General features: G+C 67.9%; 17 protein-coding genes. 14 read left to right on the forward strand and 3 right to left on the reverse strand.

Annotated elements, in window-relative coordinates:
* Positions 1–43 precede the first annotated feature (43 nt).
* The 3 genes from QM841_RS03995 (at position 44) to QM841_RS04005 (ending at position 2,828) form a co-directional block, all read left to right on the forward strand.
* Positions 44–799 carry a phosphoglyceromutase gene (locus tag QM841_RS03995; RefSeq protein WP_206031898.1) on the forward strand — a complete coding sequence of 252 codons (756 nt, stop codon included), beginning with the start codon at positions 44–46 and terminating at the stop codon, positions 797–799.
* Between the two features lie 149 nt (positions 800–948).
* Positions 949–2,142 carry a sensor histidine kinase gene (locus tag QM841_RS04000; protein WP_280779878.1) on the forward strand — a complete coding sequence of 398 codons (1,194 nt, stop codon included), beginning with the start codon at positions 949–951 and terminating at the stop codon, positions 2,140–2,142.
* Entirely contained in the window at positions 2,139–2,828 is a 690-nt protein-coding gene (locus tag QM841_RS04005; protein ID WP_005251956.1) for a winged helix-turn-helix domain-containing protein, read from the forward strand. The genes QM841_RS04000 and QM841_RS04005 overlap by 4 nt, the downstream gene beginning before the upstream one ends.
* A gap of 86 nt (positions 2,829–2,914) precedes the next feature.
* Here QM841_RS04005 and QM841_RS04010 read toward each other — a convergent pair whose 3' ends face one another.
* Entirely contained in the window at positions 2,915–3,250 is a 336-nt protein-coding gene (locus tag QM841_RS04010; RefSeq protein ID WP_280779879.1) for a hypothetical protein, read from the reverse strand.
* Positions 3,251–3,319: 69 nt separating this feature from the next.
* A complete protein-coding gene (locus QM841_RS04015; protein ID WP_280779880.1) occupies positions 3,320–4,105 on the reverse strand; it encodes a DUF3109 family protein in 786 nt (261 codons plus the stop codon).
* Between the two features lie 66 nt (positions 4,106–4,171).
* On the opposite strand from QM841_RS04015, the gene QM841_RS04020 reads away from it, so the two are divergent.
* From QM841_RS04020 to QM841_RS04065, 10 genes are all read left to right on the forward strand, one after another.
* On the forward strand, positions 4,172–5,125 hold the full coding sequence (locus QM841_RS04020) for a Ppx/GppA family phosphatase (RefSeq protein WP_105415996.1): 954 nt from the start codon (positions 4,172–4,174) through the stop codon (positions 5,123–5,125).
* Positions 5,122–6,348: an Rv0497 family membrane protein gene (locus QM841_RS04025; protein ID WP_283331009.1), complete on the forward strand. Its 1,227-nt coding sequence runs from the start codon at positions 5,122–5,124 to the stop codon at positions 6,346–6,348. Before QM841_RS04020 ends, QM841_RS04025 begins: the two co-directional genes overlap by 4 nt.
* Positions 6,349–6,355: 7 nt before the next feature.
* Complete coding sequence (locus tag QM841_RS04030; RefSeq protein ID WP_280780020.1) at positions 6,356–7,297, forward strand: sugar phosphate isomerase/epimerase family protein; 942 nt, start codon at positions 6,356–6,358, stop codon at positions 7,295–7,297.
* Between the two features lie 107 nt (positions 7,298–7,404).
* Positions 7,405–8,040, forward strand: a complete 636-nt coding sequence (locus QM841_RS04035; RefSeq protein ID WP_283331010.1) for a MerR family transcriptional regulator — start codon at positions 7,405–7,407, stop codon at positions 8,038–8,040.
* On the forward strand, positions 8,037–8,879 hold the full coding sequence (locus QM841_RS04040; RefSeq protein ID WP_280779883.1) for a thioesterase family protein: 843 nt from the start codon (positions 8,037–8,039) through the stop codon (positions 8,877–8,879). Before QM841_RS04035 ends, QM841_RS04040 begins: the two co-directional genes overlap by 4 nt.
* Positions 8,880–8,915: 36 nt before the next feature.
* On the forward strand, positions 8,916–9,731 hold the full coding sequence (gene proC / locus QM841_RS04045; protein WP_105415988.1) for a pyrroline-5-carboxylate reductase: 816 nt from the start codon (positions 8,916–8,918) through the stop codon (positions 9,729–9,731).
* A gap of 125 nt (positions 9,732–9,856) precedes the next feature.
* Positions 9,857–10,093: a helix-turn-helix domain-containing protein gene (locus QM841_RS04050; RefSeq protein WP_005258384.1), complete on the forward strand. Its 237-nt coding sequence runs from the start codon at positions 9,857–9,859 to the stop codon at positions 10,091–10,093.
* Between the two features lie 220 nt (positions 10,094–10,313).
* The gene (locus QM841_RS04055; protein ID WP_003402602.1) at positions 10,314–10,415 is read left to right on the forward strand and encodes a 30S ribosomal protein bS22; all 102 of its coding nucleotides are present in this window, start codon (positions 10,314–10,316) and stop codon (positions 10,413–10,415) included.
* Between the two features lie 198 nt (positions 10,416–10,613).
* Positions 10,614–11,657, forward strand: coding sequence for an NAD-dependent epimerase/dehydratase family protein (locus QM841_RS04060; protein ID WP_009474737.1), 1,044 nt, complete (start codon positions 10,614–10,616; stop codon positions 11,655–11,657).
* The gene (locus tag QM841_RS04065; RefSeq protein ID WP_016882763.1) at positions 11,654–12,673 is read left to right on the forward strand and encodes a lysophospholipid acyltransferase family protein; all 1,020 of its coding nucleotides are present in this window, start codon (positions 11,654–11,656) and stop codon (positions 12,671–12,673) included. The genes QM841_RS04060 and QM841_RS04065 overlap by 4 nt, the downstream gene beginning before the upstream one ends.
* Positions 12,674–12,688: 15 nt before the next feature.
* On the opposite strand, the gene QM841_RS04070 is transcribed toward QM841_RS04065, so the two are convergent.
* Positions 12,689–13,675, reverse strand: coding sequence for an HAD family hydrolase (locus QM841_RS04070; protein ID WP_164060735.1), 987 nt, complete (start codon positions 13,673–13,675; stop codon positions 12,689–12,691).
* A gap of 179 nt (positions 13,676–13,854) precedes the next feature.
* Here QM841_RS04070 and QM841_RS04075 point away from each other — a divergent pair, with 179 nt between their 5' ends.
* Positions 13,855–14,115, forward strand: coding sequence for a glutaredoxin family protein (locus QM841_RS04075; protein WP_283331011.1), 261 nt, complete (start codon positions 13,855–13,857; stop codon positions 14,113–14,115).
* Positions 14,116–14,207: the final 92 nt, after the last annotated feature.

A 14,207-nucleotide genomic window follows, 5' to 3' on the forward strand; every position in this document is an offset into this window, starting at 1 on the left:
CGGCAGGGGTTCACGGCGCGAGGGTTCCGGGAGGCATGCCAGGATGAACGGCATGAGTACCGGAACCCTTGTGCTGCTCCGCCACGGCGAGAGCGAATGGAATGCGCTCAACTTGTTCACCGGCTGGGTGGACGTCCACCTGACCGATAAGGGCATCGCCGAGGGCAAGCGCGCCGGCGAATTGCTGCTCGAGCACAACCTGCTCCCCGACGTGCTGTACACGTCGCTGCTGCGCCGCGCGATCAGCACCGCCAACATCGCGCTCGACACCGCCGACCGGCACTGGATTCCCGTCACCCGCGACTGGCGTCTCAACGAGCGCCACTACGGTGCCCTGCAGGGACGCAACAAGGCGCAGGTCAAGGAGAAGTACGGCGACGAGCAGTTCATGCTGTGGCGCCGCAGCTACGACACCCCGCCGCCGCCGATCGAGGCAGGCAGCGAATACAGCCAGGACACCGATCCCCGCTACGCGAACCTCGATGAGGTCCCGCTGACGGAGTGCCTGAAGGACGTCGTCGTCCGCCTGATCCCGTACTGGGAAGACACCATCTCCGCCGACCTGAAGGCCGGCAAGACCGTGCTGATCACCGCGCACGGCAACTCGCTGCGCGCCCTCGTCAAGCACCTCGACGGAATCTCCGACGAGGACATCGCGGGCCTGAACATCCCGACGGGCATCCCGCTGCGCTACGACCTGGACGAGAACCTGAAGCCGCTCAACCCCGGCGGCACGTACCTCGACCCCGAAGCCGCCGCCGCGGGCGCCGCCGCGGTCGCGAACCAGGGCGGGAAGTAACCCGTGCGTCCGGCCGGACGTCCCGTTCGCGGGACGTCCGGCCAACGGCAGGTTAACTACGGACGAAGACTCCGGTTCCCGCGTGTGACGTGCGCGGAAATGCCTGGACCCTGCGTAACCGGCCCGCCGCGCGAACGTACGATTCAGGCGTGAGTGTTGTTCAAGCCGTCTTGCTTGCCATCGTGGGCGGCTTCGTCGGTTACCTCGTCGGTGGCGTGCTGATCCCCATGCTGTCCACCCGGCAGGCGCAGCGGATGGAAGAGAAGTCCGGGCTCACGATGTCGCAGGTCCTCGACCTGATCGTGCTGGCCTCCGAGAGCGGCATCGCCGTGGTCGACCAGTTCCACGACGTCGTCCTGTTCAACCCCCGGGCGGAGGAGCTGGGCCTGGTGCGGAACCGGCTCGTCGACGACCGTGCGTGGGTGGCGGCGCTCCGGGTCCTCGAAACCGGCGAACCCGTCGAGGTCGACCTGAGTACCAAGAACCCGCAGCGGGGACGGGATCGGATCGCGGTGCGCGGCACCGCACGTCTGCTCAGCAAGGAAGACCACAACTTCGTGGTCCTGTTCGCCGACGACGACTCCGAGCAAGTCCGGATGGAAGCGACCCGCCGCGACTTCGTCGCCAACGTCAGCCACGAACTCAAGACCCCGGTCGGCGCGATGGGTCTGCTGGCGGAGGCACTCCTCGAATCGGCGGACGACCCCGAGTCGGTCCGGCACTTCGGCGAACGCGTGCTCAGTGAATCCGTCCGGCTCGGCAAGATGGTCACCGAACTGATCGCGCTGTCGCGGCTGCAGGGCGCCGAGAAACTGCCCGACCTCGAAGCCGTCTCCGTCGACGAGGTGGTGGACGAGGCGCTGCAGCGTTGCAAGATCTCCGCGGAAGCCGCCGGGATCGCCGTCACCACGGACCACAACAGCGGCTACGAGGTGCTCGGCGACCGCGCCCTGCTCGTCACCGCCCTGTCCAATCTGGTCCAGAACGCGATCGCCTATTCGCCGAAGGGCGCCCCGGTGTCGGTGAGCCGGTCGATCCGCGGCGACAACGTGGCGATCTCGGTGACCGACCGCGGCGAAGGCATCGCCAAGGCCGACCAGGAGCGCGTGTTCGAACGCTTCTTCCGCGTCGACAAGGCGCGCGCCCGCGCGACCGGCGGAACGGGACTCGGTCTTGCGATCGTCAAACACGTGGCCGCCAACCACAACGGATCCATCGACCTGTGGAGCAAGCCCGGAACAGGTTCGACGTTTACCCTGCAGATTCCTGCACACATCGAGACAGTGGACGCCGAGAGCGGAAACGTCGGGAAGAGAGAAACCGGTATGGAGGCCAAGCGATGACAAGTGTGCTGATCGTGGAAGACGAGGAGTCACTGGCCGACCCATTGGCATTCCTGTTACGCAAGGAAGGGTTCGAGACGACGATCGTCGGCGACGGACCGTCCGCGCTCGCCGAGTTCGACCGGGCCGGTGCCGACATCGTCCTCCTCGACCTCATGCTGCCCGGCATGAGCGGCACGGACGTCTGCAAGCAACTCCGCAGCCGGTCCGGTGTCCCCGTCATCATGGTGACGGCACGGGACAGTGAGATCGACAAGGTGGTGGGCCTCGAACTCGGCGCCGACGACTACGTGACCAAGCCGTACTCGGCGCGGGAACTGATCGCCCGCATCCGCGCGGTGCTGCGCCGCGGCGTCGACAGCGAACTCGACGTCGCGCAGGACTCGGCCGTCCTCGAGGCGGGGCCGGTCCGGATGGACGTCGAACGTCACGTGGTCCAGGTGAACGGCGAGGCTGTCACGCTGCCGCTCAAGGAGTTCGACCTCCTCGAGTACCTGCTGCGGAACTCGGGCCGGGTGCTCACCCGCGGGCAGCTGATCGACCGGGTGTGGGGCGCGGACTACGTCGGCGACACCAAGACCCTCGACGTGCACGTCAAGCGTCTGCGTTCGAAGATCGAGACCGACCCGGCCAAGCCGGAGCATCTCGTCACCGTCCGAGGCCTGGGCTACAAACTGGAGGCGTGAGCGGACGCCGATCCGCCACGGTTACAGAAGAATTCGTCAGCCGCACACGCAATTGCGTGTGCGGCTGACGAATTCGTGGGCGTGCGTCAGAACGGGTTGTACACGTAGACACCGCGGAACGGCGCCGAGATGACCTGCGTGAGGGCGTGTTCGCCTCCCTGGTCGTCGAACTGCCTGCAGTAGACCGCGACGTAGTGCCCGTCGCCCTTGCACTCGATGACCCGGCCGGTTCCGTACGGGCTCAGCACGAGCGCCCGGTCACCCTTGTCGCCGAACGCACCCGGATCGAACGGTGCGACGAAGTTCGCCGTCTTGTCGTAGAAGGTGTTCCAGTCCGGGGTCGGCTGGGCGGACGCGGTCGGCGCGAGGGCAAGCGTCGCGGCGGCGGTCAACAGGGCACCTGTCAGAATTCGAGCGAACATGATCTCTCCCGTCATGGCTGTGCCCGGAATGGGGCCGTGACGGGTAAATCGACCGATGGGTCTGATGCGTTACTCGGCGGCCTTCCGCTGGGCGGCGGCGGTGGCGGGGTGCACGGCGACGAGGCCGAGGCCTGCCCTGCGCTTGCACATCTTCGCCAACTCCGAGTACGCCGCCTTGCCGAGCAGTTCCGTCAACTCGGGTGCGTACGACTGCCAGACGGCCTTGACTCCGACGTGGGCGTCGGGGGAGCCGGAGCAGTACCAGTCCAGGTCCGAGCCGCCCTCGCCCCAGCCGCGTCGGTCGTACTCGCTGATGGTGGTCTTGAGGATCTGCTCGCCGTCCGGGCGTTCCACCCACTCCTGGGTGCGGCGGATCGGGAGCTGCCAGCACACGTCGGGCTTGACCTCGAGAGGCTCGATCCCGCGCTTGAGGGCCATCGAGTGGAGCGCGCAACCGACGCCGCCCTCGAAGCCGGGACGGTTCAGGAAGATGCAGGCGCCGTGGTAGCGGCGGGTGCGCAGCGCGGGCTCGTCCTCGAGGTCGTCCTCCTCGACGTAACCCTTCTTGCCGAGACCCTTCTCCATGAACTGCCAGTCCTCGGGTGTGAGCATCTTCACTGACTTGTTCAGCTTCTCCAGGTCCTCCTCGTCGGAGAGGAACGCGCCGTGGGAGCAGCAGCCGTCGTCCGGCCGGTCGCCGATGATGCCCTGGCAGGCGGGGGTGCCGAACACGCAGGTCCAGTGGGAGAGCAGCCACGTCATGTCCGCGGCGATGATGTGCTCGCTGTTGTCGGGATCGGGAAATTCGACCCATTCGCGAGCGAAGTCGAGGGGTACTTCCGGGCTGGGTGTCATCTTGTGTGAACGCCCTGCTTTACGTGCTGTCACAAAGCCCGACGGTAGACCCAGTACCGTGTCAATGTGCGACTAGGGGTACTCGACGTCGGAAGCAACACCGTCCATCTTCTCGTAGTGGACGCCCACAGGGGCGGCCACCCCACACCGATGAGTTCGACCAAGTCGACTCTGCGGTTGGCGGAGAACACCGACGACCGGGGTGACATCACCTCCCAGGGTGCAGATCGCCTGGTCTCGACGGTGGCAGACTTCGCCAGCATCGCGAAGACGTCGGGGTGCGGTGAGCTGATGGCGTTCGCCACGTCCGCCGTGCGCGACGCCAACAACTCGGACGCCGTGCTCGAGCGGGTACACGCCGAGACCGGAGTGACGCTCGAGGTTCTGTCGGGTGTCGACGAGGCTCGGCTGACGTTCCTCGCCGTGCGCCGCTGGTTCGGGTGGAGCGCGGGCCGCATCCTGAATCTCGACATCGGCGGCGGGTCCCTCGAGCTGACGGCGGGCGGCGACGAGGACCCGGACGTCGCGCTGTCGCTGCAACTCGGCGCGGGACGGCTCACCCGGGACTGGCTCGAGGCCGACCCGCCGGGCAAGCGTCGCGTGGCGGTGCTGAGGGATTGGCTGGACGCCGAACTGACCGTCCCGTCGAAGGAACTGCGCGCGGCGGGGCAGTGGGATCGGGCGGTCGGCACGTCCAAGACGTTCCGCTCGCTGGCCCGGCTGACGGGCGCAGCGCCGTCCGGCGCCGGCCCGCGGGTCAAGCGCACCCTCACCGCCAGCGGTCTCAGGCAACTCATAGCTTTCATTTCGCGGATGACGGCCTCGGACCGTGCAGAATTGGAAGGGGTGAGCTCCGACAGGTCGCAGCAGATCGTGGCCGGAGCACTCGTTGCGGAGGCCAGCATGAGAGCACTGGGCGTGGAGGAACTGGAAATCTGCCCCTGGGCTCTGCGTGAGGGTTTGATCCTCCGCAAGCTCGATACGGAAATGGGCGGTGAATTGATGGTGGGTGCTCGATGACCGAGGACAGTCAGCAGATCTCTGTGTCAGAGCTGCTCAAACGCAACGGGCAGCAGGTGGAGTCCCGGGGCGGGCGGCGTCGTCGCGGCGTCAAGGGGGGAATCTCCGTCGCCGAGCTGACCGGTGAAATTCCGGTGGTCCGGGATCCGTCCGATTCGCGGGCACTCGACCCCGAACCCGAACCGGAACCTGCCGCGCCCGAGCCGCCCCGCGCGTCCGCACCGTCGGCGCCGTCCGCGCGCGCCGACGAGCGCACAGCAGCGTTCAAGGCTCCCGTCGACGACGACGATGACGACGAGCCCATCGCCAGTCGCCCCGCCGGCCGCGGCCGCGGAGTGGTGGCGGGTGGGACGTCGCGTGATCACCAGGGAACCTGGGTCAGCCGATCCGTCCAGAAGGAACGGCCGGCGCCCGAGGCCGCCGCGCCCGCACCGGCGCCCACCGTGGCCGCCCCGGCCGTGAAGAAGGCGGAGCCCGCCCCGACCGTCGCCGCTCCCCGCGTGAAGCCGGCGCCGAAGACCGACACCGCGGCGGCCGAGACCGCACCGGCGGCGAAGTCCGACGCGCCCGCGAAGCCCGCGGTCCCGGCGAAGCCCGAGGCGCCGGCGAAGCCCGGAACCCCCGCGACGGCGGGTGCCGCGGCACCGTCGAACGGCGCGTCGAAGTTCGTGAAGACGCCGAAGCCCGAGGCTCCCGCCAAGGCGAAGCCGGAACCCGCACTGCTGTCCGGCTCGACGCTGGCCGGCGACCTGATGCGGCAGTCCCGGGACTCGGAGGCGGCGAACGCGGGCGAGGAGACGGAACTCATCGAGGCCGCCACCGACGACGCGGACACGGAGAAGCACGAGGGCGACACTCAGAAGCCCGAGAGCCCTCGCCGTTCCCGCAAGGAGGCGAAGGCCGAGAAGGCCGAGGCCGCGAAAGCGGAGAAGGCAGGCAAGAAGGACGAGGCAGGCGAGAACTCCACTCGTGAGTGGGCCGTCCTCATCGGTCAGGGTGTCGTAGCCGTGATCGCCGGCGCCCTGCTCTTCAAGGGCTTCGAGAAGCTGTGGGACGTCTTTCCGTGGGTCGCGCTGATCCTGGCGCTGCTCGTCATCGTGGGCCTGGTCGCGATGGTCCGCATCCTGCGTCGCACCGACGACATCACCAGCTTTGTGATCGCCGTCGTGGTCGGGATGATCGTCACTCTGGGGCCGTTAGCCTTCATGCTTGCGTCGGGCTGAGTTGCTCATGGTCGGGGACAGTGGGCACGGGCAGGTTCGACGGTCATCGCGCGGGCGGAAGGTACTGGTGGGCCTGTCGACGGCCTCGGTGTACCCGGAGAACACGGAGGCGGCGTTCCGGTACGCAGCCGATCTGGGGTACGACGGCGTCGAACTGATGGTGTGGGCCGAATCGGTCAGCCAGGACGTCGGGGCCGTGGCCGGGCTGGTGCGCAGGTACGCGATTCCGGTTCAGGCGATCCACGCGCCGTGCCTGCTCATCTCGCAGCGGGTGTGGGGCGCCGACCCGGTCGCGAAGCTGGAGCGTTCCGTGCGCACCGCCGAGTCGCTCGGGGCGACGAGTGTCGTGGTGCACCCCCCGTTCCGCTGGCAGCGCCGGTACGCCGAGGGTTTCGCCGATCAGGTGGCCGACCTGGAACAGCGCAGCGACGTGATCGTCGCGGTGGAGAACATGTTCCCCATGCGGGCGGACGGCTTCTTCGGCAGCAAGGAGCGATCCGCGCAGCGGCTCCGGAGGCGGGGCGGACCAGGGGCGGCGCTGTCGGCGTTCAGCCCGTCCTACGACCCCACCGATTCGGGACACGCCCACTACACCCTCGACCTGTCGCACACGGCGACGGCAGGCATGGATGCGATGAAGCTGGCGGAGCGTATGGGGGAGGGCCTCGCTCATCTCCACCTCGCCGACGGCCGCGGCGCGTCGATGGACGAGCACCTCATCCCCGGCCACGGAGCCCAGCCCTGCGCGCAGTTGTGCCGGCATCTCGTCGACACCGGATTCGACGGGCAGGCGGTGATCGAGATCAACACACAGAACGCCCGGACGCAGCGGGAACGGTCGTCGATGCTCGCGCAGGCGCTGGCCTTCGCCCGTGAGCACCTCGAGCCGGGCCGCGCCGCCTCGGGGTCGCCCCGCAGCCACTCCGGTGGCGATCACGACGACACCTGACCTATCTGCCGCCTTCCTGCTGCGGTAAGCTCGTCGCCATATTGGATAGTCTCGGTATCTAGTGCTGAGTATCCGAGGTCGACAGTCGATGAGCCGGAGGAGGGGCCGTGCGCGTTTCCGAGTTGGTCGCCCGTACCGGCATTCCACTCGCGACGGTGAAGTACTACCTGCGCGAAGGTCTGCTGATGCCCGGCGAGGCGACGAGCGCCACCCAGGCCCGGTACGGCGAGAAGCACGTCGAGCGACTCGGCCTCGTCAAGGCGCTCGCCGGGGCCGGACTCCCGATTCCGCGCATCCGGGAGATCCTCCGGCTCGTCGACCATCCCGACGGCTCGCTGTTCGAGGTGCTCGGCGAGGCCATCGCGCAACTCCCGCCCTACCTCGACGCCAGCGTCGACGACGGGGACGAGTTCCCGCGGGCACGCGCCGTCCTCGACAGGCTCGGGCAGGTGTACGACCCGCGGTACGTCGCGGTCGGACAGCTCGAACGTGCGCTCGAGGGGCTCGAAGAGGCCGGCATCCCGATGACCGACGAGCGACTCGACGCCTACGGGCGGCACGTGCGCGGGATCGCCGAGATCGACATCGGACTCATGCCCACCGAATCGGCCGAGGACGCGATCCGCTACGCGGTGCTCGGCACCGCCATCTACGAGCCGGTGATCGCCGCGATGCGCCGCCTCGCACACCAGGACCTCGCGCAGAAGCGCCTCCGGAACCCCGAAGAACAGGATCAGCAGTGAGCTCAACTCCCTTCCGCGACCTCAACGTCCTCACCGCTGCCGGTGACGGGACCTATCAGGCGTCAATCGACCCGATCTGGACGATCGGCCCCAAGGTGCACGGCGGCTCGATGATGTCGCTGTGCGCGGCCGCGGCCCGCAGACGACTGCTCGACGAGAGCGGCGACGCCGAGCTGTCCCGGGTGCAGCCCCTCGCGGTCGGTGCCAATTACCTGTCCGCCCCCGACCCCGGCGAGGTGACGCTGTCGACGACGGTCCGCAAGCAGGGCAAGCAGGTGTCGTTCGTCGACGTGGAGCTGAAGCAGGGCGACCGAGTGGCCGTGCACGCGTCGGTCACGCTCGGCGTCCCCGACGCGGGGGAGCCGCAGTACAGCGGAGTCCACGCCCTGTCCCAGCTCCCGGTGGAACCGCCCACCGACGCCGTCGTGCTCACGGCCGACCATCCGATGGGGCAGATCGTCCACGTGTCGCAGGGCTGCGACATGCGGGTGGACGGGACGTCGGCGCACTTCCTGACCGGCAACCAGGGTGAACCCGAGGTGCGCATGTGGGTGCGACCGCGCGCGGGCGACGAGGACGACCCCGACACGGCTGCCCTGTTCGCGATCATGACCGGAGACATCAGCGCCCCCGTGACGATGAACCGCGGCATGTTCGGCTGGGCGCCCACGGTGCAGCTGACCACGTACCTGCGCAGGCAGCCGGCGCCGGGGTGGCTGCGCGTGATGGCCAGCAGCACGGTGCTCGGCGGTGCGTGGTTCGAGGAGGACCACACCGTGCTCGACTCGACCGGGGCGATCGTCGTGCAGAGCCGGCAGTTGGCGATGATCCCCCGCTAGGAAGGCGCCGCGGAGCGTCGTGGCAGGCTGTTCGGCATGACGAGAATTGCGGTAATCGGAGGCGGCAAGATCGGCGAGGCCCTCATCTCGGGGCTTCTGCAGGCAGGTCACGCCGTCAAGGATCTGGTGGTGGCCGAGCAGCATCCGGCGCGCGCCGACGAGCTGGCCGCGGCGTACGCGGTGCGGGTCACCACCCCCTCCGACGCCGCGGAAGGCGCCGACGTCATCGTGATGGCCGTCAAGCCGGGCGACGTCGAGGCCGCGCTCACCGAGGTGTCCAAGGTGGAGCTCGACGGCGAGCGCGAGCAGCTGCTCGTGTCGCTCGCTGCGGGGATCCCCACCGCCTTCTACGAGACGAGACTGCCCGCCGGGTTCCCGGTGGTCCGGGTCATGCCCAACACGCCCATGCTGGTCGGTGAGGGCGTCAGCGTGCTCGCCCCCGGCAGGCACGTGAAGAAGGAGCACCTCGAACTGGTGCGCGGCGTCCTGTCGTCGGTCGGCAAGGTCGTCGTCGTCCCCGAATCGCAGATCGACGCCGTCACCGCCGTCTCCGGCTCCGGTCCTGCCTATTTCTTTCTGGTCGCCGAGGCCATGATCGACGCGGGCGTCGGGCTCGGACTGACCCGGGCGACCGCTTCCGAGCTGGTCGTGCAGACCATGGTCGGCTCCGCGGCGATGCTCGACAGGTCGGGGGAGAGCGCGACCGAACTCCGTGCCGCCGTGACCTCGCCCGGCGGAACCACCGCGGCCGCGATCCGCCGACTGGAGGGAAACGGGCTCCGAACAGCCTTTTTCGACGCTCTCGAAGCCGCGAAGATTCGTTCCGCCGAACTCGGCACGTCGACCGAATGAATATTCGATTGCCCACACCCGTCGCAGTAACCCCATCCGTCCCGCTAAGCTCGAAGTAGCACGTGCGTGTCTGTTCCGCCGGAGGGGAAGCCGGCGGCGCGAGACGTGCCGGAGGTAAGTGGTTGATGACGTCTGCAAAAAAGCCGTCCAAGGGCTCGGCCCCGGACGGACAACCGGCCCTGGCCGGAACGCAATTTCTCACCGTCGCCGAGGTAGCGACGCTGATGAGAGTGTCCAAGATGACTGTGTATCGGTTGGTGCACAGCGGCGAACTGCCCGCCGTCCGTGTGGGCCGCTCGTTCAGAGTGCATGCGAAAGCAGTGCACGACTACCTCGAAACCTCGTACTTCGACGCCGGTTGACCGATCGGCACGAAGAGGGTCACCTCGGTTTCGCCGGCAACGGTGCGACCTAGTTTTCAGAGAGCGGACCCGCACCGGTACGATTAGCGACTGTCGTACCAGCCAGCTGGTGTCGTAAGGCGCTGAGCTAGTTAAAACGAGGCCCAGGCGCCAGAGCGGCGCAGGCGTACGTGACCGGCGTGCGCAGGAACGCTAGAGAAGAACGTGAGGGACACCCGCTATGGGTTCAGTGATCAAGAAGCGACGCAAGCGCATGTCGAAGAAGAAGCACCGCAAGCTGCTTCGCCGCACCCGAGTGCAGCGCAGGAAACTCGGTAAGTAAAGAGTTGCGTCTGGATGCCCGTCACCTCCGGTGGCGGGCATCCGTCGTTTACCCGGCACTCTCCGCGTAGTGGGCGACCGACCAATTGTCGTTGTGCGGAGCGCCATCCCCCTCCTGCACGTATCGTTGACGTCACTCGCTACGTGATCGGGGGTCCTAGTGGTTGTGAGTGACGGAGACAGTACTACGCGGACGGCGGTGCCGCGCGTCGTGCTGGTCACTGGGGCAAGCAGGTTTCTGGGTGGGTACCTGGTCACCCGGCTCGCTCAGAATCCGGACATCGAGCGGGTCATCGCGGTGGACGCGGTGTCGCCGAGCAAGGACATGTTGCGCCGCATGGGCCGCGCCGAGTTCGTGCGCGCCGATATTCGGAATCCCCTGATAGGCAAGGTCATTCGCAACGCCGAGGTCGATACCGTCGTGCACGCCTCGACGCTGGCGCGCCCGCCGAAGTCGGGCAGTCGCGCGGCCATGAAGGACATGAACGTCATCGGCGCGATGCAGTTGTTCGCCGTCTGCCAGAAGGCGCCGACCGTCCGGAAAGTCGTGCTGCGGTCGGCCTCCGTGGTGTACGGCTGCAGCGCCAAGGACCCTGCCAAGTTCACCGAGGAGATGAGCGCCCGGCGGCGTCCCGCGGGTGCCTACGCACGGGACTGCATCGAGATCGAGGGATATCTGCGGGGAATGGGGCGCAGGCGCCCCGACATCGCGGTGTCGATTCTCCGCCTCGCACCGCTGGTCGGTCCCCGCCTCAACGCAACCGTCGCGCAGTACCTCACCTCACCGGTGGTGCCGACCATTCTCGGACGCGACGCACGCCTGCAGGTGCTGCACGAGGAGGACGCGCTCGCCGCCCTGGAACGGGCCACGGTATCGGGCCCGGCGGGCACGTTCAATGTCGCCGGCGACGGCGTGGTCATGATGTCCCAGGCCATCCGCCGCGCCGGGCGGATCGAGGTCCCGATGCCGTTCGGGTTGTTCCGCAACGTCGGACGTGCGCTGATGGGTCCGGTAATGCGGTCGTACACCACCGAGCAACTCGAGTACTTCCACTTCGGTTGCGGACTCGACACCACCCGCATGCGAAGCGAACTATCCTTCGAGCCACGGTGGACCTCGATGCAGGCGCTCGACGACTTCGCTCGCGCGGCAGGCGTCAAGGCGATCATCAAGAACGAATGGGTCGACGCAGCAGAAAACGCACTACTCGCTCTTACCGGCACGGCGAAAGGAGAGAGGTGAACGAAGTGGCGAAGGTCATTCCGCTGCACGGTGCGACAGCCGCGCGCGGGGCCGCTATCGGACGTTCGAGGCGTGAGCAGAGCGAGAGCCGACATCCGTCCGCGATGCCTCCACCCGCCGTGATCACCCCACCCGAGCCCGTCACCGAGACTTCGGCCGTCGACGCCGTCCGCAACGCCCTGGCCGAGCAGATCGTCAACACCGCCGAGTTCGTGCGGCGCCGGCTGTCGGGCGACTACCACGTCGACGACTTCGGCTACGACCCGCACTTCGCCGAGAACGTGTGGCTCCCCATCCTGCGGCCACTGTTCGACAAGTGGTTCCGCGTCGAGGTCAGCGGTCTGGAGAACATCCCGTCTACCGGTGGCGCGCTGGTGGTCGCCAACCATGCCGGTGTCCTGCCCATCGACGGTCTGATGACGTCCGTCGCCGTCCACGACCATCACCCCGCGCACCGCCCGCTGCGGATGCTGGCCGCCGATCTGGCCTTCGAGATGCCACTGGTCGGCGGTGTCGCCCGCAAGGCCGGGCACACCCTCGCATGCCACCCGGACGCCGTGCGCCTCCTGCAGGACGGGGAGGTCGCCGCCGTGTTCCCCGAAGGCTTCAAGGGCATCGGCAAACCGTTCAGCGAACGCTACAAGCTGCAGCGGTTCGGCCGCGGCGGCTTCGTGTCCGCCGCCATGCGGACCGGTGCGCCCATCATTCCGTGCTCGATCGTCGGATCCGAGGAGATCTACCCGAAGATCGGCGAACTCGGGACGCTCGCCCGGTTGCTGGGGATGCCGTACTTCCCGGTGACCCCGCTGTTCCCGCACTTCGGACCGCTCGGACTCGTCCCGCTGCCGTCGAAGTGGTACATCGAGTTCGGCAAGCCGATCGTCACCGACACCTACGACGCGGCGGCGGCCGACGACCCGATGGAACTGTTCGAGGTCACCGACCACGTCCGGGAGACCATCCAGCAGACGCTGTACCGGCTCCTCGCGAAGCGCCGGAACGTGTTCCTCGGCTGAACCGCCGCGGGCGGCTCAGGCCGCCTGTTCGCGGCGGCGCGCGACGATCGCGGCGAGTGCGCCGCCGGCAGCGCCGAGGAGCAGCGCCGTGGGGACGCCGATCTTGGCGGCCTTGCGTCCGGTCCGGAAGTCGCGGATCTCCCAGCCCCGGTTCTTGGCGAGTTCGCGCAGGTCGGTGTCGGGGTTGATCGCGACGGCCGTGCCGACCAGCGACAGCATCGGCACGTCGTTGTGGCTGTCCGAGTACGCGGTGCAGCGCTTGAGGTTGAGCCCCTCGCGGACGGCCAGGGCGCGCACGGCGTGCGCCTTGCCGAGGCCGTGCAGGATGTCGCCGACCAGACGTCCCGTGAACATCCCGTCCTCGCTCTCGGCCACCGTGCCGAGGGCACCGGTGAGGCCGAGGCGCTTCGCGATGACCTGGGCCAGCTCCACCGGGGTCGCGGTGACCAGCCACACCTGCTGCCCGGCGTCCAGATGCATCTGCGCCAGCGCGCGGGTGCCGGGCCAGATCTTGTCGGCGATCACCTCGTCGTAGATCTCCTCGCCGAGCCGGGCGAGCTCGGCCGTCGACCGTCCGGAGACGAACGAGAGGGCCTTCTCCCGGCCGGAGGCGACGTCGTCGCTGCTCTCCTTGCCGGTGACGCGGAACTTGATCTGCTTCCACGCGAAGTCGACGAGGTCGGACGTCTTCAGGTACTTGCGGGCGGCGAGTCCGCGGGCGAAGTGGATGATCGAGGCGCCCTGGACCATCGTGTTGTCGACGTCGAAGAACGCGGCCGCCGTGAGGTCGAGGGGAACGTCGTGTTCCACCAGTTCGGTTTCCTCGCCGGACGCGACGTGGAGCGCGAGGGCCGCATCGGCACTCGCCTCACCTGCGACATTGGCACGTACCTCGGCTTCGCTGGGTCCCAGCGGATTCCTGAACTGGCGTCGGCCCGGGAGGATGATCCCCGCCAGACCTGAACCGAAACCCGTGCCGTTCGGTAGTGATCGCGCAGGCACTCGCACCTCCCGTATCGCAGAAGCCTCTGGGAGCAGCCTATCCCCCGAATCGGGGGCGGGGCGGGTGGATGGCCGCGCTGAGGGAACTGTGTGACGTTCATCTCCGAGCCGATTGGCGTCTGCGGACCCCGAAACGGCACAGTGACTCCACCGGAGGCGTCGAAAGGAAGTGACGAGGCATGAGCACGGGCGGACACGAGGTGACGCTTCTCACGAGGGCGGGGTGCGGTGCGTGCGCGCCGGCCCGCGAGCTGCTGCTGGTTCTGTGCGAGGAGTTCGGGCTGGAACTGACGTGCATAGACGTCGACGAGGCGGCGGCCACGGACCCCGAATTGCGGGCCGAATTCGGCGACCGATTGCCGGTGGTATTGCTCGACGGACGTGAGCACAGTTACTGGGAGGTCGACGACGAGCGCCTTCGCTCGGATTTACGCAAGTAAGGGAACCCTAAAAGTGGGATCTTCCGATGCCGTGCAGGTAGGACCGCATGTCGCGCAGTCGCAGCGACTTTGTGCATGGGTTCACAAGCAGT

The sequence above is a fragment of the Rhodococcus sp. IEGM 1307 genome, from assembly GCF_030056915.1.
In the GTDB taxonomy this organism is placed as follows: domain Bacteria; phylum Actinomycetota; class Actinomycetes; order Mycobacteriales; family Mycobacteriaceae; genus Rhodococcus_F; species Rhodococcus_F opacus_D.

Coding starts and splice junctions, on each gene's coding strand:
- QM841_RS03995 (WP_206031898.1), top strand. CDS start 44: ATGAACGGCATGAGTACCGGAACCCTTGTGCTGCTCCGCCACGGCGAG.
- QM841_RS04005 (WP_005251956.1), top strand. CDS start 2,139: ATGACAAGTGTGCTGATCGTGGAAGACGAGGAGTCACTGGCCGACCCA.
- QM841_RS04010 (WP_280779879.1), bottom strand. CDS start 3,250: ATGTTCGCTCGAATTCTGACAGGTGCCCTGTTGACCGCCGCCGCGACG.
- QM841_RS04015 (WP_280779880.1), bottom strand. CDS start 4,105: ATGACACCCAGCCCGGAAGTACCCCTCGACTTCGCTCGCGAATGGGTC.
- QM841_RS04025 (WP_283331009.1), top strand. CDS start 5,122: ATGACCGAGGACAGTCAGCAGATCTCTGTGTCAGAGCTGCTCAAACGC.
- QM841_RS04030 (WP_280780020.1), top strand. CDS start 6,356: ATGGTCGGGGACAGTGGGCACGGGCAGGTTCGACGGTCATCGCGCGGG.
- proC (WP_105415988.1), top strand. CDS start 8,916: ATGACGAGAATTGCGGTAATCGGAGGCGGCAAGATCGGCGAGGCCCTC.
- QM841_RS04050 (WP_005258384.1), top strand. CDS start 9,857: ATGACGTCTGCAAAAAAGCCGTCCAAGGGCTCGGCCCCGGACGGACAA.
- QM841_RS04055 (WP_003402602.1), top strand. CDS start 10,314: ATGGGTTCAGTGATCAAGAAGCGACGCAAGCGCATGTCGAAGAAGAAG.
- QM841_RS04075 (WP_283331011.1), top strand. CDS start 13,855: ATGAGCACGGGCGGACACGAGGTGACGCTTCTCACGAGGGCGGGGTGC.